At 37.0% G+C, this 21,524-nt stretch carries 17 protein-coding genes; 16 read left to right on the top strand and 1 reads right to left on the bottom strand.

Translation table 11 applies throughout. The features are described from left to right. Window positions 1-31 precede the first annotated feature (31 nt). The 9 genes from H0184_RS00765 (at window position 32) to H0184_RS00725 (ending at window position 10,547) form a co-directional block, all read left to right on the top strand. On the top strand, window positions 32-946 hold the full coding sequence (locus tag H0184_RS00765; RefSeq protein WP_221819852.1) for an AraC family transcriptional regulator: 915 nt from the start codon (window positions 32-34) through the stop codon (window positions 944-946). Window positions 947-996: 50 nt separating this feature from the next. Then, window positions 997-2,385, top strand: coding sequence for a sulfatase family protein (locus H0184_RS00760; RefSeq protein ID WP_221819850.1), 1,389 nt, complete (start codon window positions 997-999; stop codon window positions 2,383-2,385). 117 nt (window positions 2,386-2,502) lie between these two features. Further along, window positions 2,503-3,144 carry a YesL family protein gene (locus H0184_RS00755; RefSeq protein WP_221819849.1) on the top strand — a complete coding sequence of 214 codons (642 nt, stop codon included), beginning with the start codon at window positions 2,503-2,505 and terminating at the stop codon, window positions 3,142-3,144. Between the two features lie 130 nt (window positions 3,145-3,274). Next, the gene (locus H0184_RS00750) at window positions 3,275-4,681 is read left to right on the top strand and encodes a sulfatase-like hydrolase/transferase (RefSeq protein ID WP_221819848.1); all 1,407 of its coding nucleotides are present in this window, start codon (window positions 3,275-3,277) and stop codon (window positions 4,679-4,681) included. Window positions 4,682-4,799: 118 nt separating this feature from the next. Continuing rightward, the gene (locus tag H0184_RS00745; protein WP_221819847.1) at window positions 4,800-5,126 is read left to right on the top strand and encodes an L-rhamnose mutarotase; all 327 of its coding nucleotides are present in this window, start codon (window positions 4,800-4,802) and stop codon (window positions 5,124-5,126) included. A 347-nt stretch (window positions 5,127-5,473) separates the two neighbouring features. Next, on the top strand, window positions 5,474-6,007 hold the full coding sequence (locus tag H0184_RS00740; protein WP_221819846.1) for a TetR/AcrR family transcriptional regulator: 534 nt from the start codon (window positions 5,474-5,476) through the stop codon (window positions 6,005-6,007). A gap of 173 nt (window positions 6,008-6,180) precedes the next feature. Continuing rightward, window positions 6,181-9,264 (top strand): MMPL family transporter, encoded by a 3,084-nt coding sequence (locus H0184_RS00735; protein ID WP_221819844.1) that lies wholly within the window; start codon window positions 6,181-6,183, stop codon window positions 9,262-9,264. A 226-nt stretch (window positions 9,265-9,490) separates the two neighbouring features. Next, window positions 9,491-9,886 (top strand): CidA/LrgA family protein, encoded by a 396-nt coding sequence (locus H0184_RS00730; protein ID WP_260631363.1) that lies wholly within the window; start codon window positions 9,491-9,493, stop codon window positions 9,884-9,886. Then, window positions 9,864-10,547, top strand: a complete 684-nt coding sequence (locus H0184_RS00725) for an LrgB family protein (protein ID WP_221819842.1) — start codon at window positions 9,864-9,866, stop codon at window positions 10,545-10,547. Before H0184_RS00730 ends, H0184_RS00725 begins: the two co-directional genes overlap by 23 nt. Before the next feature lie 220 nt (window positions 10,548-10,767). On the opposite strand, the gene H0184_RS00720 is transcribed toward H0184_RS00725, so the two are convergent. Further along, window positions 10,768-11,769, bottom strand: a complete 1,002-nt coding sequence (locus H0184_RS00720; protein ID WP_221819841.1) for a LacI family DNA-binding transcriptional regulator — start codon at window positions 11,767-11,769, stop codon at window positions 10,768-10,770. 221 nt (window positions 11,770-11,990) lie between these two features. Between H0184_RS00720 and H0184_RS00715 the strand changes: the two genes are divergently transcribed. From H0184_RS00715 to H0184_RS00685, 7 genes are all read left to right on the top strand, one after another. Beyond that, window positions 11,991-13,316 (top strand): multi antimicrobial extrusion protein MatE, encoded by a 1,326-nt coding sequence (locus H0184_RS00715; RefSeq protein ID WP_221819840.1) that lies wholly within the window; start codon window positions 11,991-11,993, stop codon window positions 13,314-13,316. Window positions 13,317-13,459: 143 nt separating this feature from the next. Beyond that, window positions 13,460-15,202, top strand: a complete 1,743-nt coding sequence (locus tag H0184_RS27930; protein WP_221819839.1) for a cache domain-containing sensor histidine kinase — start codon at window positions 13,460-13,462, stop codon at window positions 15,200-15,202. Continuing rightward, complete coding sequence (locus H0184_RS00705) at window positions 15,195-16,754, top strand: response regulator transcription factor (RefSeq protein ID WP_221819838.1); 1,560 nt, start codon at window positions 15,195-15,197, stop codon at window positions 16,752-16,754. The genes H0184_RS27930 and H0184_RS00705 overlap by 8 nt, the downstream gene beginning before the upstream one ends. Before the next feature lie 171 nt (window positions 16,755-16,925). Beyond that, window positions 16,926-18,242 carry an ABC transporter substrate-binding protein gene (locus tag H0184_RS00700; protein WP_221819837.1) on the top strand — a complete coding sequence of 439 codons (1,317 nt, stop codon included), beginning with the start codon at window positions 16,926-16,928 and terminating at the stop codon, window positions 18,240-18,242. Between the two features lie 341 nt (window positions 18,243-18,583). After that, window positions 18,584-19,507, top strand: coding sequence for a carbohydrate ABC transporter permease (locus H0184_RS00695; RefSeq protein ID WP_260631402.1), 924 nt, complete (start codon window positions 18,584-18,586; stop codon window positions 19,505-19,507). A 17-nt stretch (window positions 19,508-19,524) separates the two neighbouring features. Then, window positions 19,525-20,370, top strand: a complete 846-nt coding sequence (locus H0184_RS00690; RefSeq protein WP_221819834.1) for a carbohydrate ABC transporter permease — start codon at window positions 19,525-19,527, stop codon at window positions 20,368-20,370. An 18-nt stretch (window positions 20,371-20,388) separates the two neighbouring features. Continuing rightward, entirely contained in the window at window positions 20,389-21,510 is a 1,122-nt protein-coding gene (locus H0184_RS00685) for a glycoside hydrolase family 88/105 protein (protein WP_221821211.1), read from the top strand. Window positions 21,511-21,524 lie beyond the last annotated feature (14 nt).

Genomic DNA, 21,524 nt, shown 5'->3' with positions numbered 1-21,524 from the left:
CGATTGTTAAGCTAGAAAGGGGCTGAATGAGTTGAAATTAAAAGGCAGTCAATATATGAATGAAAAGGAATTTCCATTTTGTATACGTTCCTTCACTCATACAGAATATAACTTGCCGCCCATTCATAGCCATGACTTTGTTGAGCTTGTTTACATAGCGGAGGGAGAAGCACAGCATAGTTTTGAAGGGGAACTGTATGATATTTCTGCAGGTGATGTGTACATTATTAATCCAGGTGAGGTCCATACCTATATCATCCAGCCAGGTGGAAAGTTAGAAATCATCAACTGCCTGTTTATGCCAAGTTTCATAGATGAGGCTTTATTAAAAGAATTTGGTATCTCCGAATCAATGGACTATTTCTATGTTCACCCCTTTCTAGATAATAAAGAACGATTTTATCATGGTTTGAATTTACGAGGGCAGGATGCTGCTGAGGTCTTTTCGCTGTTGAATCGAATGGCTGATGAGTCTAAGGGCTTACGGAAAGGTTATTCGACTTTAATACGGTTACAGTTAATTCAATTACTGGTCCAATTGTCGAGAAGCTATGAGGAGCAACAACATTACAAAGAACCAGCGATTTTTCGTAATCAGGAAAGAAAAATTCTTGTGCAAAGAATTTGTGGTTATTTAGAAAGACATTTTCATCAAAAACTGTCACTAGCGATTCTTTCGGATTTGTTCAATATTAGCGCCAGGCATCTAAACCGGGTATTCAAGGATGATACAGGGAAAACTGTCATTGAAGCTCTTCATGACATTCGGATAGAAAGAGCGAAGCATCTACTGCTGGAATCGGATGAAAAGGTCATTAGTATTGCTATGGAAGTGGGATACGATGATCCTGCCTTTTTTACACGCTTGTTCTCGCGAAAGGTAGGCGTATCACCAGGAAAGTTTAGAGGCGAAATTGTCCATTCACTGGTGAAATCTGTAAATTAAGTAAGCTCTATTTTTTATATTCTAGTAAAAAAGGAGGAGACTAAAAATCTATGAAAAAGCCAAATGTTATTGTATTCGGTATTGATAGTTTAAGAAGGGATTTTATGAGCAGCTATGGGTATCACCGGCTGACCACTCCCCATATAGATAAAATTGCCAGTGAGGGTGTACTTTTTGAGAATCATTTTAGCCCAAGTATCCCGACGACACCTGCTTATGCAGCAATGCTGACAGGCATGGACTGTTTTGGAACAGATGTGGTTGCCCTGCGCCATGAAGGTCCTCTTGGAAGCCATGTTAAAACACTAGCTGAAATATTGGGGGAAAATGGCTATAATACAACCTGTGTTGGTTTTACCGGTAATCCATCGTCAAGAGGATTTGAGAATTATCTTGATTATGAAGCATGGATTCCAGACGAAACAGGTCGTTGTCCCAAAGCAGAAAATTTAAATGCGGTTGCCATTCCTGAATTGAAGCGTCTGGCGGGAGAAGAGAAGCCATTTTTCTTATTCCTTCGTCACATGGATCCACATTCTCCATATCTGCCTCCACGTCCATTTGAAAGAATTTTTTATGATGGCAATGAATATGACCCGGAAAATAAGTCAATGGAGCCTGTTTATCAGTTTAAGCCACATGCAGATTTCTTAAAATCATGGATTCCGGATGGCGTTACGGATGAGAAATATGTTTGTGCCCAATATGAAGGTGCAGTGGCCTATATGGATGCATGCATCCAAAATATTTTTGCAACTGTGGAGGCTCTAGGCATTGAAGAGGAGACCTTAATTGTGATTACCTCTGATCATGGTGAAACATTATATGAACATGATTGTTATTTTGATCATCATGGTTTATATGATAACACCCTTACTGTCCCGCTTATTTTTAAATTCCCAGGGAAGATACCAACAGGGAAGAGGTTTGCGGATGTAAGTTTGATTCAGGATATCACACCAACAATCCTTGAATTGTTGCAGATTGATACAGGTATTGATTTTAACGGACAAAGTCTAGTTAATCTCACTAAAGGAGAAGACATTAACAGGGTTTCTGAATTCTATCTTACCGAGTGTACCTGGATGAGGAAACATGGCTGGCGGACTCCTGAATGGAAGTTGATTCAGGCATTGGAGCCAGATTTCCATTTTAAGCCTGAAATAGAACTCTATAATCTAATAGAGGATCCTGAGGAAAATAATAATGTAGCCGATCAATTCCCTGAAACCGTAGAACAACTTCAGCAGAAGATGCAGAATTATATTGCAGCTAGTGAGCAAAAAACAGGTCGGATTAATCCAATCTATACCAATGTTAATTACCATGGAAAAGGTGGAGGTCCAATCAAATCCTCTGAGGAGGCTTATGAAAAGCTCTATCTTGGTACGCTTAGAAATGCTCGTGGTTTGCAAGAAAAGGAAACCCAAAAGAGCTAATATACAAAGAAGAAGGATAGTTTAAGATATACATTTAAGAGGGTGACTCAATCAAAAACTGAGCCCTCTTTTTTTAGTATAATATCAGAGATAAAGATTATATTAGGAGGAGAATGAATGGGAGGATCTATAGGTGGTGTCTTAAAAATACCTGTAATTTTACTAAACCTTGCCTATTTGAATTTGCTATGGGTTCTTTTTTCAATACTAGGTTTAGTCTTTTTTGGCTTTTTCCCTGCAACAACATCAATGTTTGCGGTGATTCGTAAATGGGTTATGGGTGACCTGGAAATACCAATCTTTAAGACTTTTTGGTCACACTACAAAAAGTACTTTTTGAAAAGTAACCTTTTGGGACTTGTTATAACTCTTGTTGGCTTTTTCTTGGTCTTTGATATCCGACTTGTTCAACAATTTCATAGTGGTCATATGCTCTTTTTTTATTACTTTTTACTTATGATTGCTCTAATTTTGGGTTTAACAGTATTATATGTTCTGCCTGTTTTTGTCCATTTTGAACTATCAATATATAAGATTATCAAAACTTCTTTTTCATTTATGATTGTCTCACCACTTTCAACAATTATGATGTTTGCAGGAGGAATTATCATCTTTTTTATATTAAAGTCTTTACCAGGTTTAGTCTTTATTATTGGCGGCAGTCTTACTTCCTTGTTAATTATGTGGTCTTCATACCATGCGTTCTCGAGATTAAATCAAAAAAATATTTCAGAAAGAAATTTTCAAAGTCCTTATTAATTTATTCGATGGAATGGCGTGATTGACCATCTCTTTGTCCGTATAGGCAAAGAGATTTTTTGTCTTAGAGTATAAAATATAATGAATATTGAGATATAACTAAACAACATGTATAGAGGAGGATAACCACTTGAAAATTATCATGATCTCTCTAGATTCACTTAGAGCCAATAGATTGGGGTGTTATGGTTATAATAAACCAACAAGTCCCTATATCGATAAAATAGCTTCTGAAGGAGTACTATTTGAGAATGCTTTTGCATCTGATATCCCAACTGAGGTAGCTCATACATCAATTTTTACAGGGAAAGTGGGTCTTCGAACAGGTGTTGTATCACATGGTTCAGAGTTGACCACTCTATCTAAAAAAACCGAATGGCTTCCTACCATGCTTCGGCAAGCAGGGTTTACTACGGGTGCTGTCGACAACTTATATCAGTTGAAAGAATGGTTTGCGAGAGGATTCCGCTACTATATTAATAGTGTAGGGGGAAACCGATGGATTGACGGCAAAACCATAAATGAATTAGCCAGGCCTTGGTTGAAAGAACATAGAGATGAAGACTTTTTCTTATTTCTTCATTATTGGGATGCACATACTCCTTATCTACCGCCAAAAGAACTTATACCTGAATTTTATGATATAAATAAAGATCCATATGATAAAAAGAATAAAAGTATGGATCAAGCCTATAATCATCTTGCATATCCTTTTTTCAAGCATCACCATTTTGATTTACTTGGTCCCATAACTGACTCTGAATATGTAAATTCTTTATATGATGCTGAAATCAGGTATTTAGATGACAGGTTGAAAGAAATCGATACATACTTAGAGGAACTAGGTATCAAAGACGATACCCTTTTAATCCTTTTTGGTGATCATGGGGAAAGTCTGACAGAACATGACATATATTGGGATCATTGTGGACTTTACGATAGTACAGTCAAAGTGCCAATAATTATGAGATATCCAGAAAAGATTCCTGAAGGAAAACGTGTTACCGGACTGATTCAACAAGTGGATTTAATGCCAACCGTTTTAGAGGCAGTGGCTAATCAAACTTCACTTTATAAAGATAAAATATCAATGCCTAGCGAGATGGATGGACTTAGTTTATGGCCGGCTATCCGTGGGGAGGTTGAGGGAACCCACTCTAAGATTTATTTAAGCGAGTGTGCCTGGCAGGCATCTAGAGGAATACGTACTGAAAAATTTAAATACATCCGGACGCTTGATAGTGGTGTTTTTAACCGTCCTCCTAGAGAACTTTATGATTTACACGCTGACCCGGATGAAACAATTAATCTTGCAGAAAATCATCCTGAATTGACGGAAGATTTTGAGAACGACTTAGATTCCTGGGTGCAACTAATGCTCCAGGGGAGAGAGGACCCAATGATCATACAACTAAGAGAGGACGGTCTACCATTCCGTAAACGGATTGAAAAAATCCTTGCTGAAGTAAATCTAACCTGGGAAGAGTGGAATGAAAATCCTTTACGGGAACGCTTGGAACAGCTAACCCACTCTTGAGAAACGGAAAAGAAGTCTGTAATCAAGCCCTCTAACTTGAAAAGGAGAAATATAGTCAGATAGCCATTAAACCAATTAATTTAATAAATACCCGAGTACCAAAGGAGGATGAAAAAGGTTGGAAAACAGCAACAAGTTTGCATGGACATGGGAAATTAAAGAAGAATACCTTGAGGAATATGTAAATCTACACTTGGATCCTTGGCAAGAAATTCTTGAAGAGCATAGTAATGCTGGTATAAGGAACTATTCTATATTTCAAAACGGAAATCAATTTTTTTATTGTTTCGAATGTACTGATGTAGAAGCAGCGTTTGAATATATAGCCTTGAGTGATGCCTGCAACCGATGGAATGCCATTACTTCAAAGATGGTAAAAGGCTCCTTCGATTTTAATGAACCAAATCCGATCAGACCACTGCGGGAAGTGTTTTATTTAGCGTAATCATACAAAAATGTAAAGACGTCAGATCCAATTAACGGGTTCAGTTGATGGGGAGAAAAAGGCAAATAACGTTGCAAAATAACAAATTAATTAGCATATATTCCAACAGCGTTTTATCATTATAAATAGCAAGTAAAAACGCTCAGATATAAAAATCTGAGCGTTTTTTTAATTTATATTTTTATCCTTGTGGATACAAAACCTCACATTACTGCAATAAAATAGAATAATCTTATTTAACACTACAGGAGATGCATTTCTCCTGTTTTTTATGTAGTATTATTTAGTATTAAAGATGCTTAGAAGAGTGACATACATTTAGAATAATTACCACAAGGATGTGTCCCATGACTTATACGACCGAACGCACACGACGCCAAATCATCGAGAGTTTTATGCGTGTCCTGCAAACGAAACGATTCTCTTCAATCACGATTCAAGATATATGTGATGAAGCGTTGATTCATCGCACGACATTTTACCGATATTATGAAGATAAATACAGCCTGTTAAGGGATTTTATTTATCATTTATCGGAGGAGCTTATTCGATTGAATGAAAATTCCAATTCTGACACTTTTAAAGTGTTGGTTGATTATATAGAAGATAATTTTGTGTTATTCGAAAATACTTTATTAGGGACTGATGGGCACATACTTTTCAAAAGCATGGTTAACATTGCAAGCAATATATTACTTGAACACTCAAAAACAAAGAATGATCCCATTTCGGACAAAATTAATCAATCCAAATATCCTGAGGTAATGTGCGAGTTATATGCGACTTCGATTATGACCATTTTGCAGAATTGGATTAGTAAAGAATATCATTACCAGAAAGAAGAGTTGTTCGAAATCTTCAACCAAGTGGTGTTTGGATAATACAAATAGTTAAAAATGTCTCATTTTGATACACTCGTTTTATTTTGCTCTTTGAATACCCTTGGGTCCCCTGTTATATTGTTTTAGTGTTAATCAGAAATTCTTTGAGTTTTGTTCCTTCCGGAAAAAACAATAAGGAAAAACATGCTAAAAATAATGGGGAGGATACAAGGGTGAGACAAATAATTAAAGGCCGCTGGGCGATTTTTTCAATATGGTTGATTATTACTATTTTGCTTACAGTTATTCAGCCTGATATCAATGCGATTTTAAGGCAAAAAGGTCAGCAAGGAACTGGAGATGACAGTCCTTCAGTCATAGCAGATAATATCCTAAAAAAGATGGATACTGCTAAAGGCACGAACAATCTCATCGTTTTTTATGATAAAGATACTATATCAAATGATGAAATGACAAAAATTGGTGATAGTGTAAAGTCCATCAGCGATAGTCACAAAGAACTTGGGATAACGGATATGATTGATCCCTTTAGTTTACCCGATGCAAAAAGCTCTCTAGTATCCGAAGATGGCACGACAGTTATGGTCAGCTTTAAGCTAGATAAGAAAGGCAGAGAAGTAGACGATATTCAAAAGGAACTGGACAGCAAGCTTAAAAACGTTCCTGTCGAATACTACCTGAGCGGGGAAGACTTTATCAATAACGATTATTTAAAGGCTTCCATGGCAGGGGTTGAGAAGAGTGCTGCATTGACCGTAATCTTTATTTTAGTCGTATTGATTATTGCCTTTAGGTCAGTAGTGACTCCTTTGGTGTCATTAGTGGCAGTAGCGTTCTCCTATCTTGTATCTATGGGAATTGCAGCACAATTAATTGATAAAGCCGGATTTCCCATCACAAGTCTTACCCAAATGCTCTTAGTCTTGATTCTCTTTGGGATAGGCACCGATTATAATATCCTATTGTTTAATCGATTTAGGGAAGAACTTGCCCATGGCCATTCGATTGATGAATCAATCGTAAACACGTATAAAACAGCAGGTAAAACCATTGCTTACAGCATCCTTACTGTTTTTATTGCTTTTCTTGCCCTCGTGTTTGCAGAATCACCAATTTATAAATCCGGTGTCGTGGTGGCAATTGGTGTAACCGTCCTATTGCTTGAAATTTTGACGTTAACACCGTTTATAATGAAAGTGCTTGGAAAAAAACTTTTCTGGCCTTCTAAGAGTATTAGTGGGCATAAGGAAAATAAATATTGGGGAAAAACCTCCTCATTTGCCGTTAAGCGGCCGCTTATTACCGTGGTAATTACCTTGTTAATCATAGGGCCTATGGTGTATCTGCACCAGGAAAAGCTAAATTTTGATACCGTCGGAGAACTGGGCAATAAGTATCCTTCTTCGAAAGGTTTTAATATTGTTGCTGAACATTTTGGAAAAGGCCAGGCCATGCCTGCCACTATTGTCATTGAAAATAGTAAGGCATTAAATAATCATGAAGCTCTTGCTGTCATAGACAATGTGACGGAAAGTGTGAAATCCATTGAAGGTGTGAAGCAGGTCTCTTCGGTTACACAGCCTCAAGGTGAGCAAATTGATGAATTTTACATCAGTAATCAAATGGGAACTGTTACGGATGGAGTTTCACAAACTCAAAATGGTGTAGATCAAATAAATGATGGATTGAAGCAGGCTCAAGAAAAGTTAGGAGCAGCAGATTTTTCTCAGGTCAATCAAATGGTTGACGGTACGGCAAAGCTTCAAGAAGGTATGATCGCCTTAGCAAAAGGATTAACTCAAATTCAAGTTGGAATTAATGATGGATCTAGCAATTCACAAAGTATCAGTAATGGGATAGCGGCGATAGAAACAAATCTTTCAAACATGAGCGGCGGAGTATCCTTATTAGCTGATAATTTTGGGAAGATTCAGGCCGGCTATACAGAAATGGGTACACACTATCAAGATGCTGCACAGGCTCTTCTTGGTGTTAAAAGTGCACTATCTCAAATGCAGTCCATGGTTAATGCTTTAGGGACGAGTTATTCTGATTCTCAGAGTGATTCAAATTACTTGGCATTAAAGCAAACAATTGATCAGTTAAACGGTTCATTAGCGCAAATCACTCCAGAAGGCATAAAAGCCTTAAATGATAATTATAATGCTTTATCTTCAGGCTTTGGCACTGCAAACAAAAACCTTGCCAGCATGAGTACAGGGTTATCGCAAATGGCAAATGGGCTGCAGCAATTAGAAGATGGGCTTGCTAAAGCTTCAACAGGAATCGGCACCATCGTTACCAATATGAATAGTGTCAGTGATGGTCTAGGTCAAATGAAATCAGGTCAGCAGCAGCTAGTTGATGGCCTTAGTGGATTTGCTGCATTTGGCCAACAGTTTTCAAAAGTAAATGACGGACTAACGCAAATTTCTGATGGACTTGGGCAAACAAATGGATTCTTAACTCAATACAAATCCAATAAAACCTTCTTTATTCCAAAAGAAGCGTTAGCTGATAAAGGTTTTGAAAAATCATTAGATGCCTTTATGACCAATGATCGAAAAATTACAAAACTGATTGTGGTCTTAAAAGATGATCCTTATTCAGAGGACGCATTAAGTACCATCGATAAAATTAATGCAGCAGTTTCTAGTGAACTGAAAGGCACAGAACTTGCTGATTCTAAGTTTGGCACATCCGGTCCAAGCGCCACAACAAAAGATATGAATGATATATTGAGCAGGGATCTTAATAGAACGACAACGATCGTCATTATCGGGGTATTGCTAGTACTGTTTTTTGTCATCAGATCGTTCTGGACACCAATATTCATAACAGCATCTCTTTTAGGGTCTTACTATGCGGCAATGTATATCGTAAACTATATTTTCATAGATTTGCAGGGATATGCAGGGATTTCTTCCTTTGTTCCATTCTTCTCCTTTATAATTATTGTCGCCTTGGGAGTAGACTATAGCATATTCTTGATGATGCGTTTTAAAGAATACCCTCATATGGCACAGAAAGAGGCCATCGTGCTGGCTTCTAGACATATAGGTGGTGTCATTATTGCAGCAGTCATCATCCTTGGAGGGACATTTGCTACACTAATGCCTTCTGGAATGCTGCTACTTTCTGAATTGGCGATTGCCGTTATTACAGGACTAATTGTATTGTGCTTTGTACTGCTGCCAATCTTTTTACCTGCGATGATTGCTTTGCCAGACGCATTAACAAATCTATTAACTAGAAAAAAGGAAGCGGAAGTAAGGCTTGAGAAAAAGGTAATGTAACTTATCCTTTCAAAAAAGAATATCGTATTACGAATGATGTCAATAAGATTGGACAGAATTCTAATTAAAAAAAATGCCCAAGGAAGACAATTTTCCTTTGGCATTTTTTTTTATGAAGTAATAAGCTATATGTATTGGTAAACTATTATTAGGATTTTCAGCAAAATGACAACAATCATATTAAGCTAGTGTTTTTATCTATAGTTTTAGTCAACACGGAGGGAAGATGAATTACATGAAAAATGCTGTTCTCTTTTTGTCGCAATTGCTTATGCTAATTGCCATTTATGTTGGTTCAAATTACATAGTTGAATTAATAAACCTGCCTATACCCGGCAGTGTCCTTGGTATGATTCTATTATTCTTAAGTTTATCTATTGGGATTGTAAAATTAAACTATATAGAAAAGGCTGCAGAGTTTCTTATCAAACACCTAGCATTATTTTTTGTTCCATATGCGGTGGGTCTAATGACTTATGGTGATTTAATTAAATCAAGTGGTTGGAAATTACTTCTGATGATTGTTGGCAGTACGGTAATAGGATTAGTTGTAACTTCTGGAATCACACAATACTTATCATCAAAGGGGACTAAGAAACATGTACGGTCTGACTCTATTTAATATTAGTTTAACTTTACTCATCTATATTGGTTCAAGGGTATTATATAGACACATCTCCAACCCTTTTACAACTCCAGTGCTGTTAACAACAATACTAGTCATTATCATTTTAAGAATAGCTGATATAAATTATGTACAATATACCCCTGCCAAAGAATGGTTGACGTACTTGCTGGGTCCAGCGACCGTAGCACTGGCAGTTCCTATGTATAAAAATCGCCTTGTCATCAAGGAAAAAGCCATACAGGTTTCAGTAGGGTTAACGGTGGGGAGTCTTGCAACAATAGCTTCTGCCATAGGGATCTCAAAGCTGCTTAATCTTTCCGAAATGATACAGGCAACTTCTGCGGTTAAGGCGGTTACGACTCCAGTCGCAATTGAAATTGTTCCTATTATTGGTGGAGATCCGACATTAGCTGCAGTACTTGTTATTACTGCAGGAATCTTTGGAGCCGCTTTTGGCTCATGGTGCTTAACACTTTTTAAAATTCACGATCCAATCTCACGAGGTCTGGGAATTGGAACTGTGTCACATGGTATCGGTACAAGCCAGGCGGTGGCAGAAGGGAAAATACAAGGAGCTGTGTCTAGTGTGGCAATGGGTGCCGCGGCAATTCTTACTTCTATTATTCTTCCACTTGTTTACAAGCTCTTTCATTGAGGTGCTTAACAACTTCCAAGTTGATGTATAAGAAAAGTGTAATAACCTATTGTTGTGGCCATCGAAAAATTAAAAAGAAAGTATAGAATAAATGTTGACCGTAAAACAGTTCGAAAAATAATGCAGAAATTCCAAATCCAGTGCCAAGTTATAGATATAAAAAATCTAAGCACCCATTTTAGCCAGAAAGAAATAAAAATATAAAAAGGATTGATATTGCTCAATCCTTTTTTACTTTGGCCGCACATGATATTCGCTCTTTAAGTTCAGGCTCTAACCTTTGAATCAAAGGGACGGAATCAGGTTGCTGAATTTGTTGAAAGAGAGAATCCGTTATATTTTTTGCCAGGACATCCACTGGTACACCAATACTCGTTAACGGAGTTTCCAAATCTCCCATTTGAGGGATATTGTCATATCCAATAACAGAAATATCCTTCGGAATAATTAGGTTTTGTTCTTTTATCGCACGGATGATACCGCCGCTTAAATCATAGCTCCCGCCAATAATGGCAGATGGGATATTGGAAGACTCTAATAAGCGATTGGTGGTACGGTAACCACTTTGCCAATCCAACCCGCCGGTATTCAATAAGGTTTGCGCTTTTAATTGTAAATGAAAGTGTTTCATCGCTTCTTTAAAACCCTCGTATTTTTCCGTCTGTCTGGAATCGCCAAGGGAAAAATCACCAATATAAGTTATATCCCGATGCCCTAATTGGTAAAGATACTCGACAGCAAGATACATGGCTTTTTTATAGTTTACATCAATAAAAGGGATGCCCGTTTGATTCCCATCGCCATAAGAGATTGCAGGAATATTTGAAAAATATGACGTATCCAAATACGAAGAGTCATCATTTTCCTTAAAAATGATAATTCCATCTACCTGAAAACGTTTAAACATGTCAACCGCTGATTTGGTGGAATTGATGGATAAGATCATTGAGTAATCATTCTTTTCAACTTCGGCATTGATTTTGGTGACGAGTGTAGATAGCGCTGCTCTTTCAATCGATGGCCAGACCAAGCCAATGGTTTTCGTTTCCTTTGAAACCAATCTTCTAGCGGCAAAGTTGGGTTCGTAGCCCATTTCCTGTGCTATTTTGAGGATTTTTGATTTTGTTTCAGGCTTAACAAGTGGACTGTTATTTAAGGCTTTTGAAACAGTGGAAAAGCTAACGCCTGAAATAGTGGCAATATCTTTAATTGTTACTCCCATCTAGATTCCCCCGGAAAAACATTCATAATAACGTTGTTAACATTATAGCATTTTAAATGCGAATAAGTATGAGTATCCGAGCAATCGTTATAAAATAAATTCAGATTTTTGTGAATAGATTGAAAACTAATTGTTATTTCGTGTTTTATCCTGTATGATATATAACAACGTTGTTATTTTTTCGTTAAATCATTATCTGAAAAAGGAAGGGGTAATTTGCGTTGAACAGCAATAAAAGCCAGGTAACCTATAAGCAGTTAAGTGCTTTTTTCATCCCATTAGGGTTTGCTGCCAGTTTAACCTCCGTAACACATGTGATTATCAATGGTACGTTGACACGCGCAGAAGATGCCGCATTTATCATTGCTTGTTATGCTGTAGCTTTTGCTCTATTTCAAGTCGTCGAAAGACCCATCATTGTGTTTAGACAAACAAGTTCAGCTTTAGTGAAAGACAAACAATCTTTTAAACTACTAACGGTATTTTTAATGTATGTATTGGGAATCGTTGTGCTGTTTTGTTCCATTTTGGCCTTTAGCAGGATAGGAGACTGGATTTACGTTCATTTTTTCAATGCAGATCAAAGCATGGTAGAGACTATTTCAAACACATTTAAAGTGATCATATTAGTCTTAATTTTTTCGGGGATACGTGGAATTTATCAAGGCATTATTATCAATCACCTTGAAACAAAATGGGTGACAATCGGGGTAATTATACGAGTCATTACAATGTTTGTAATCTCATATTTATTGGTAGTCCTGGATTACATATCGAGTGTTGGCGGGGCATTGATTTTCTTGGCAGGGATGATCATCGAGTGTCTCATTAGTGTTTGGAAGGGGCATTTCCTGATTAAGGAATATCCCCTGTCAAAGAAAGATTTTAAATTGCAGAAGACAGATATATTTCACTTCTATACTCCATTAGTTTTTTATTTCATCTTTCAAACTATACTAATCCCAATTGTTTATGTTTTTCTGGCTAAATCGGAAAATATTCAAATGAGTATTGCTTCTTTTGCGCTGGCACATAGTATAACGAACCTGGTTTTAAGCTTCTTCATGTACACACACCAAATCGTTTTGCAATTTTATGAAAAAAGTAGAAAGAAAGTGGTCAATTTCACCTTGTTAATAGGCCTTACTCCCTCTATTCTCCTCACCGTGTTATGCTTTTCACCATTAGGCAGCTGGTTTATGGGGGTTGTAATGGGGGCTGATACCGTTTTATCCACAGCCACATTGGGTGTATTAAAATTCTTTATTTTAAAAACGCTGGTCTATCCGATAGTAGACTTTCTAAATGGATTCCTGATGCTCCAGAGACAAACTAAACGGATGGTATACTCACAAGTGATGAATTTAATTGCAGTCCTTATTAGTCTATCTTTATTTGTATACTTTTTCCCGCATTGGAACGGAATCAACGGGGCCATAGCTGCTTCGATAGGTGAAGTAGCAGGATTGGTTGTGGTGTTTATGATTGTCTATAAAATGAGCAATAAAAGCATCAAACAAAAACAAAATGTAACAAAAGGTGTGTGAATATAAGGGGCTAATTCCCTGCTAACCTTCTTTTTTTGAAGAAGTGAATATATTAAATAGTGTCATTATCCTATAATAAAGAAGGATTTTATTCTTTATAATCGAAATATTAAGAAAATACTATCAATAAGGATTGGTTGACAGTGAGAATCAGACCTTTTTTCTATCACCTTAAAATCAAGGATAAGATCTTTTCAATCATGCTGTTATTATTATTCATATTTTGTTTCATAGGAGTGTTTGCTTTTCAGTATTTTTCAAGAATGTATGAAGATGAAATTTATAAGGAATCAGCCAAAAGCCTTCAATTGACTTCTGCAGTTTTAGATAAAGAGTTACACAAGATTGAGCAGCTTTCTTTTCGAATTAGTACTGATAATTTTATTCAAAATTCTTTAAAGAGTATTATAGAGAATCCTAAAGTATTTGAAACATATCGGACCAAAGATAAATTAATCGAGGGGTTAGTTACCTATGCAACACAAGAAAGGTATATCTCTTCCCTTCAAATTATTGACTATTACAATCAAACTTACATAGCCGGGTACAATACAAAAATAAAACATAATCCAGAGGAAATACTGCCGTTGTCGTTATCTATGGAAGGAGCAAATGTGTGGATTCCCCTGGAAAATCAAAATAAACTTACAGCAGCTAGGATCATTAGAAATAAATCAAATCTAAGCCTGGATTTTTTAGGTGCATTAATGATTACCGTCGATATGGACAAGCTGATTCACGGCAGTTTAAAAATTCCATCCGATAATGGGTTTGTCATCGTTAGAGATGATGAAATCGTTTATCGAAGTGACTTTAGTGAATTTACCAAATATACGATACCTGATGTAGAAAATGGAAGCGGTTACGAGGTGATGAATATAGATGGAAAAGACTATTTAGCTGCCTTTCAAAAATCAGCCTTTTCGAATTTGACTTATTATCACTTCCTTCCTTTTGATAATATTACGGAACAAACGAACATCATTAAGATTTGGATGGTTTTCTATTTATTATTGATGATCTTCTTAACGATATTCCTCAGCAGAAGAGCCGCAGGAGCTTTATCTAAACCCCTTGAAAGATTAACTGAAAAAATGAAACAAGCACAAAAAGGAAGAATTGAACAATCGGACTTTCGTGAAGAAAAGTATTCGAACGACGAAGTCGGACAGTTGCATAAAGACTTTGAAACCATGATGAAAAAGATAAATCTTCTTATTAGAGAAAATTATGAAAAGCAATTAATGATCAAGGAAACAGAATATAGGGCGCTGCAGGCACAAATCAATCCTCATTTTTTATATAACACCTTGGACTCCATTAATTGGGCGGCAAAGATCAATAAACAACCGAAAATTTATATTATGGCTGAAGCTCTAGGCAATATGATGAGAAATATTATTAGTAAAAAGGCTCCACTCATTTCTGTTAAAGAGGAGCTGCAAATCGTTGAGAATTACATTACGATTCAAAAATATCGATACAATCACAGGCTTCATTTTACATTAAATAGTTTACCAGATATTGAACATTACCTAATCCCTAAGCTTTCTATTCAGCCGATTGTTGAAAATGCCATTCAACATGGTGTGGAGGTATTGGAAACCGGATGTCATATAACCGTCAGTATTGCTATTGATGATGAAAATCTTAAGATTGTTGTAGAAGACACTGGACCAGGGATGGATGAAGCTACTACATTGGCCATCTTTACAGGCGAGGTAAAACCGAAGGGGACAGGAATCGGCTTACGGAATATTAATGATCGAATTAAACTGATGTTTGGCAGTTCCTACGGTATTCACATGGAAAGTAAGAAAGGTAAAGGGACGAAGGTCATTATCACATTACCTTGCGCAGATGGAGTGATGAAAAATCATGTATAGGGTACTAATAGCAGATGATGAAATCAATATTCTTGAAGGGATTGCTTGTCTTGTCAATTGGGAGGACTGCGGGGCAACCCTTGTGAACAAAGCTGAAAGCGGTCGTGCAGCCTTTAATTTCATTATGGAAAATCCTCCTGATATTGTGATTACAGACATTAAAATGCCAGGTATGACGGGAGTAGAATTAATTGAAAAGGTTCACCCCATTTTTCCGGACATTAAATTCATTATTCTATCGGGGTATGACGAATTTGAATACGCGAAAACCGTGATGCAATATAATGTTAAATACTACTTACTTAAACCGAGCAACGAAGCAAAAATAGAAGATGCATTAAGAAAGGTGATTGAAGAATTAAATGAGGAAAAAGGGAAGGAACAGATTGTAGCCAATATCAAAAGCAAACTACAGGATGTCATGCCCAAAGCAAAAGAGCAATTTTTAAAGGAGTTTATTACAAATAAAAAATATGGGCTGTCTGAGTGGGAGTACTTTAGTCAATTGTTTGAAATTAATGAGAGCTCACAGGAAATCAAATTAGTCGTCTTCGAGATCGATGAAGACCATGATTTCGAGCCTGTTTTTGCTTTGAAAGAGATTGCCGTAGATTATTTAAATAACAACCAAAGCATCCAGCTTTGTACAACCATAGGTGAAAGAGTTGTGTTGGTATGTGAAAATAGTCCGGATCAGAGTCTGATCAAAAAAATAAAGAAGATAACAGAAGTGTTTGCCCCTCTATATCAATTGCCTTTTACCACTGGCATTAGCAGTGCCGGGAACATCAGTCAACTAAGAAAGCTCTATCATGAAGTGATCGATTGTTTATCGCAGCGATTTTATTTAGGAAACGGAAGTATTATTTCCGTTAGTGATTTGCATAAAGATGAGTCGTATTTTGAAAATGTACAATCATTTGATCATGAGGATTTTATTTTTTCCATTAGAAGTGGGAATATAGCTGAAGTAAAACATTATTTAGAACGTTTTTTTGAACAACTAAAAAAGGAAAATGTTACCATGGCCAAATCACATTGTCTGGAAATCTTTATGAGCATCATCCGGCAGGCAAAAAAAGAAATGATGGATGAACTATTTCAACGAATCATTTATTTTCAAGAGTTTACTAACTTAGGTCAGTATAAAGATTTCATTGATAGTGTTTCTTTTGAGATTGCCCAGCAAAATTATGCCCGTACGAAGGAAACACAAAGTGATGTCATACGCAAGGTTTTAGAGTACGTAGAACTTAACATTTCCGATCAATCAATTTCCTTATCCAAGATTGCTCATGATGTTTTTTATATGAATTCCGACTATTTAGGTAAGCTGTTTAAAAAGGAAATCGGCGAAAAATTCTCCAGCTATCTCATCAATCGAAGAGTTGAAAAGGCGATTGAAATTATCGAGAGCCAGGAAGAAATTAAGATGATTTCCGTGGCAGAAGAAGTTGGATTTGGGAATAATCCTACCTATTTTAGTAAAGTATTTAAAAAACAGACAGGATATACACCTTCAGAATTCAAAAATAATTTAATGCTAGGTTAGGATGTTGAGTTTTTTAGAAAAACTCAACTGTTTTTTTTTTTTCAAAGATTTCATCGAATACCTCTGATTTTTGCATCCACATATCTGAAATTTCCGTTTTTTTAAATAATCAGATAATTTATTATGAATATAGAAAGCGTTTTCAAAATGAATGAGGAGGATGGTTCAAGGATGAGAAGGAAGAATCTATTTTTTGTACTAATGATTATTTTCACATTAGTCCTAAGTGCTTGTTCAGGAAACAAAGCTTCAAATGAGGCAGGGAATGAAAACGACAAACCAAAAGAAGAAAAAGGTGACGAACAAGTTACGTTAAGAATGTCATGGTGGGGATCCCAAAGCAGACATGACCAAACACAGGCAATCATTGATTTATATGAACAGGAAAATCCTAACGTTAAAATTGAACCAGAATTTACAGGGTTTGATGGATATTTTGAAAAGATGGCTGCACAGGCAGCAGGTAACAATCTCCCGGATATCATGCAGCAAAATTTTGGTGAATATTTAAATCAATATGCTGATAAGGAGCTTTTAACAGACCTTACAGAATTTGTTGAAAAGGGAACCATTGATGTAGAAGGTGTAAGTGATACGATCATGGAATCCGGAACAAAGGATGGTAAGCTCCTTGGTATTCCAACTGGTACAAACGCACTGGCAGCGATCTATGATAAAGAAATGCTTGAAAAAGCAGGGGTACCACTGCCAAATGAAAATTGGACATGGGAAGATTATGAAGCCGCGGCAAACAAGGTTCATAAGGAATTAGGTACTTATGGTACAAGATTACTAGAGCCAAAGAATATCTTTGAGTATTACTTGAGGGAACAAGGTTTCAAGATGTTTAGCAAAGATGGAAAAGATTTAGGATATAAAGATGACAAATTATTAGAAGATTATTATGCAATGAATAAGGAAATGGTCGATTCCGGAACAGCCCCTGGGTATGATGTGATTCAACAGATTAAGGGTGTGGAAGATGAATTGATCGTTCATGGTAAATCTCCTTTTGACTTCCGCTGGTCAAATCAGGTTGGAGCCCTTTCAAGTGCCGCTGGTAAGCAATTAGAGTTAACCATGCTGCCTGGTGAAAATAATGATAAAGGAATGTTCTTAAAACCTGCGATGCTATGGTCGATTCCAAAGTCTTCGAAACATAAAGAAGAAGCAGCTAAATTCATCAACTTCTTCTTAAACAATATCAAAGTTTATGAAATCGGCGGTTCTGACCGTGGTGTTCCACTTAAGCAGGAAATCAGAGAAGCAATGGCACCAAACCTAAGTGAAACAGATAAGAAAGTCTTTGATTACATTTCATTAGTTACAGAAAACAGCTCTCCAATTGACAGCAACTTCCCGGCATCATCTGCTGAAGTATTACAGGCATTAGCAGACATTGATGAACTGGTTATGTACGGTGAAATGACCCCTGAAGAAGGTGCAAAAGAATTCAGGAAAAAAACTACTGAGATTTTAAGCCGATAAAATAAGAAAAAAAGTGGTCCTGGTCTTCGTCATCTTACAGGACCACTTTTCATTAAGGCTGTTTTCGTAAAGATTGTTGTTAAAATCTTAAAGCCGATTTTAACGTGGAATAAGCTGTTTTGAGCTTTAGAACTAAGTAAGCAGGTCTTTTCTCATTAATATAGGCTATTCTCAATGTAATAACCGACATTCAATGGTATTTACTTTCAAAAAAGCAACAATATTTGAGAAAAGATCCTTCATTAAAGCCTACTACTATATTTTATTAGAAAGAGATGAGGGCAATGATACCAAAAAAATCTGAGCAGTCAGAATCTGTTATGGATTTTCCAAAAACGAAAATGACAGAAAAGCCGGTTAAGCGTTTTAAGTCCAGAAAGAAAAAATCAGGATATGAAAACGCAACGGGTTACCTATTTATTTCACCTTTCCTCATAGGATTATTCTGTTTAACTCTTTATCCAATCGTATACTCCTTTTACTTATCCTTTACACAGTATGATTTATTGGGATCACCCACATGGATTGGTCTAGATAACTATACACGGATGTTCACAAATGATGATATGTTTTGGACTTCAATGAAGACAACTTTCTTTTATGCAGGAGTCGCTGTACCATTCCGGCTTATCTTTGCCTTGCTTGTGGCGCTTGCCCTCAATAAGATTACCGAAATGGTGGGACTATATCGCACCATGCTATATTTACCTTCGGTTGTAGGCGGAAGTATTGCAATCTCAATCATGTGGAGACAGTTATTTGGAAATGATGGAGCGTTTAACTCTTTTCTAGCTTTATTAGGGTTACCAACACATTCTTGGTTAGGAGATCCTGATACAGCGATTTGGACTCTGATCGTTTTATATGGCTGGCAATTTGGTTCTTCCATGTTGATTTTTTTAGCAGGATTGCGTAATATCCCAAAAACATACTATGAAGCCTCTGCTGTTGATGGAGCACGTCCAATCCAGCAATTTTTCAAAATCACTCTTCCTTTGCTGACACCTGTCATTCTATTCAATATGGTTATGCAGGTTATTAATGGTTTTATGGCCTTTACACCAAGCTTTATTGTAACCAATGGCGGACCGATGAACAGTACTGTCTTATTTGTTCTTTATATGTATAGAAGAGCATTTGAATTTTTTGAAATGGGTTATGGTTCGGCTATGGCATGGGTTATGTTGGTCATTATTGCAGCCCTTACGGCATTGATATTCAAAAGCTCCGGTAAGTGGGTCCACTATGAAGGTGAACAAAAATAACATAAGGAGAGTAGTTAATGAACACACAAAATAAGAAACTAAAAAAGTTTATTCAACATACCGCTATGATCGTCTTTACCTTAATCATGCTCTACCCTCTTGCTTGGATGGTCGGAAGTTCTTTAAAAGAAAGCTCATCGGTCTTTATTGATGCTCATAAAATTATTCCGGATGTTTTTCGCTTCGAGAATTATATTGAAGGATGGAAAGGGTTTGGCGGCATTACATTTTCAACCTTTTTTATGAACTCCTTTGTCATTGTCATCATTTCCACCATAGGCAGTGTTCTTTCTTCGACCTTAATTGCATTCGGCTTTGCAAGGATTAATTTTGTCGGGAAAAAGCTTTGGTTTGTTTGTATGATGCTCACGATGATGCTTCCATATGAAATGGTTATGATTCCGCAATATATTATGTTTAACGGTTTTGGCTGGATTGACACATATTTACCATTGATCTTACCTACATTTTTTGGTGCACCGTTCTTTATCTTTTTAATTATGCAATTTATCCGTACGATTCCAACTGAGTTGGATCAGGCGGCAAAAATTGACGGCTGCGGTACTTTTGGAATCTTTTTTAGGATTATTTGTCCATTAGTTGTACCAGCAATGATGACGGCAGCGATTTTCAGTTTCTACTGGCGTTGGGACGATTTCATGGGTCCGCTGTTGTATTTAACAACTCCTGCGAAATATCCTGTATCCTTGGCGCTGAAATTATTCTCTGATCCTAACTCGGTAACCAACTGGGGTGCCATGTTTGCGATGTCAACGATTAGTCTGATCCCGGTATTCATTATATTTTTTATCTTCCAGCGTTATATTGTGGACGGAATCAGTACAAGTGGTTTGAAATCTTAATTAAGGAGAGGAAGTATGATGGCAGTAGTTAAAAAGAATGATAGACGCAATCAATTAAAAACCCCTTTAGATTGGGGGAAGGCGGCATGTGAGTCATTAATGGCGACCTATACACCTGAAAAGCTACCACCGGAAGGCAGATGGCATTATCATCAGGGGGTATTTTTATACAGCATGCTGCAGTTGAATGAAAAGGTTGGCAGGGAAGATTATTTCAACTATATCAAAGGGTATGTTGACCATATTATTGATGAGGATGGGAACTTTTATTTTGCTCGTGAAGAACTGGATGCGATTCAAGCGGGATTGCTGCTGTTTAAGTTAGACAAAGAAACGAATGATGCCCGCTATAAAACTGCAGCAGCCAAGTTAAAAAATATGTTCCCAACCTTTAACACAACCTCTGATGGCGGATTTTGGCACAAAGACAAATATCCTTATCAAATGTGGCTGGACGGCTTGTATATGGGCGGGGTATTTGCCATGAATTACGATAAAGCATTTGGCGAGCCAGAACTATTGGATATGGTGGTTGAACAAGAAAGATTGATGAGAAAACATACAAGAGATGAAAAAACGGGTTTGTATTATCATGCTTGGGATGAAAAACGACAGCAGCCATGGGCGAATCCTGAAACCGGAAAGTCGCCGGAGTTTTGGGGAAGAGCGATTGGCTGGTATGGAATTACCTTTAACGAGATACTAGCCTTTTTGACGGGGGATCATCCTTCACGTCCGGAGATTGTTGGTGCCCTCCAAGATCTCATTAAAGGACTCGTGGAATTCCAGGATCAAGATACTGGCCTTTGGTATCAGGTGGTGGATAAGGGTGATGACATAAATAACTGGTTGGAAACCTCCTGCTCGGCATTATTTACCTACACCATTGCACGTGCGATTAATGATGGTCATACGGATGACCGTTATAAAGAGTTTGCGGTTAAAGGGTTTAGAGGGTTACTGAATCGAATGGAGTTCAATGACAAAGGATTGTTTGTCATGCCGGAAATTTGTATCGGTACAGGAGTAGGGAATTATCAACACTATTTGGACCGCCCGACTTGCGAAAATGATCTGCATGGTGTTGGTTCATTTATTCTAGCCTGTTTAGAAATGCAAAAATTATTGCCTGAACTGTAATTACAAGGTGGGGT

Source organism: Neobacillus niacini, assembly GCF_019749295.1.
Classification (GTDB): Bacteria; Bacillota; Bacilli; order Bacillales; family Cytobacillaceae; genus Neobacillus; species Neobacillus niacini_D.
Note: the sequence above shows the minus strand (reverse complement) of the source record. Positions and strands in the feature narration are given on the sequence as shown.

Excerpts from the sequence above, each read along its gene's own strand:
- H0184_RS00730 (WP_260631363.1), top strand. The coding sequence starts at position 9,491 with ATGAATTACATGAAAAATGCTGTTCTCTTTTTGTCGCAATTGCTTATG.
- H0184_RS00755 (WP_221819849.1), top strand. The coding sequence starts at position 2,503 with ATGGGAGGATCTATAGGTGGTGTCTTAAAAATACCTGTAATTTTACTA.
- H0184_RS00685 (WP_221821211.1), top strand. The coding sequence starts at position 20,389 with ATGGCAGTAGTTAAAAAGAATGATAGACGCAATCAATTAAAAACCCCT.
- H0184_RS00760 (WP_221819850.1), top strand. The coding sequence starts at position 997 with ATGAAAAAGCCAAATGTTATTGTATTCGGTATTGATAGTTTAAGAAGG.
- H0184_RS00720 (WP_221819841.1), bottom strand. The coding sequence starts at position 11,769 with ATGGGAGTAACAATTAAAGATATTGCCACTATTTCAGGCGTTAGCTTT.
- H0184_RS00690 (WP_221819834.1), top strand. The coding sequence starts at position 19,525 with ATGAACACACAAAATAAGAAACTAAAAAAGTTTATTCAACATACCGCT.
- H0184_RS00700 (WP_221819837.1), top strand. The coding sequence starts at position 16,926 with ATGAGAAGGAAGAATCTATTTTTTGTACTAATGATTATTTTCACATTA.
- H0184_RS00740 (WP_221819846.1), top strand. The coding sequence starts at position 5,474 with ATGACTTATACGACCGAACGCACACGACGCCAAATCATCGAGAGTTTT.
- H0184_RS00705 (WP_221819838.1), top strand. The coding sequence starts at position 15,195 with ATGTATAGGGTACTAATAGCAGATGATGAAATCAATATTCTTGAAGGG.
- H0184_RS00725 (WP_221819842.1), top strand. The coding sequence starts at position 9,864 with ATGTACGGTCTGACTCTATTTAATATTAGTTTAACTTTACTCATCTAT.
- H0184_RS00695 (WP_260631402.1), top strand. The coding sequence starts at position 18,584 with ATGACAGAAAAGCCGGTTAAGCGTTTTAAGTCCAGAAAGAAAAAATCA.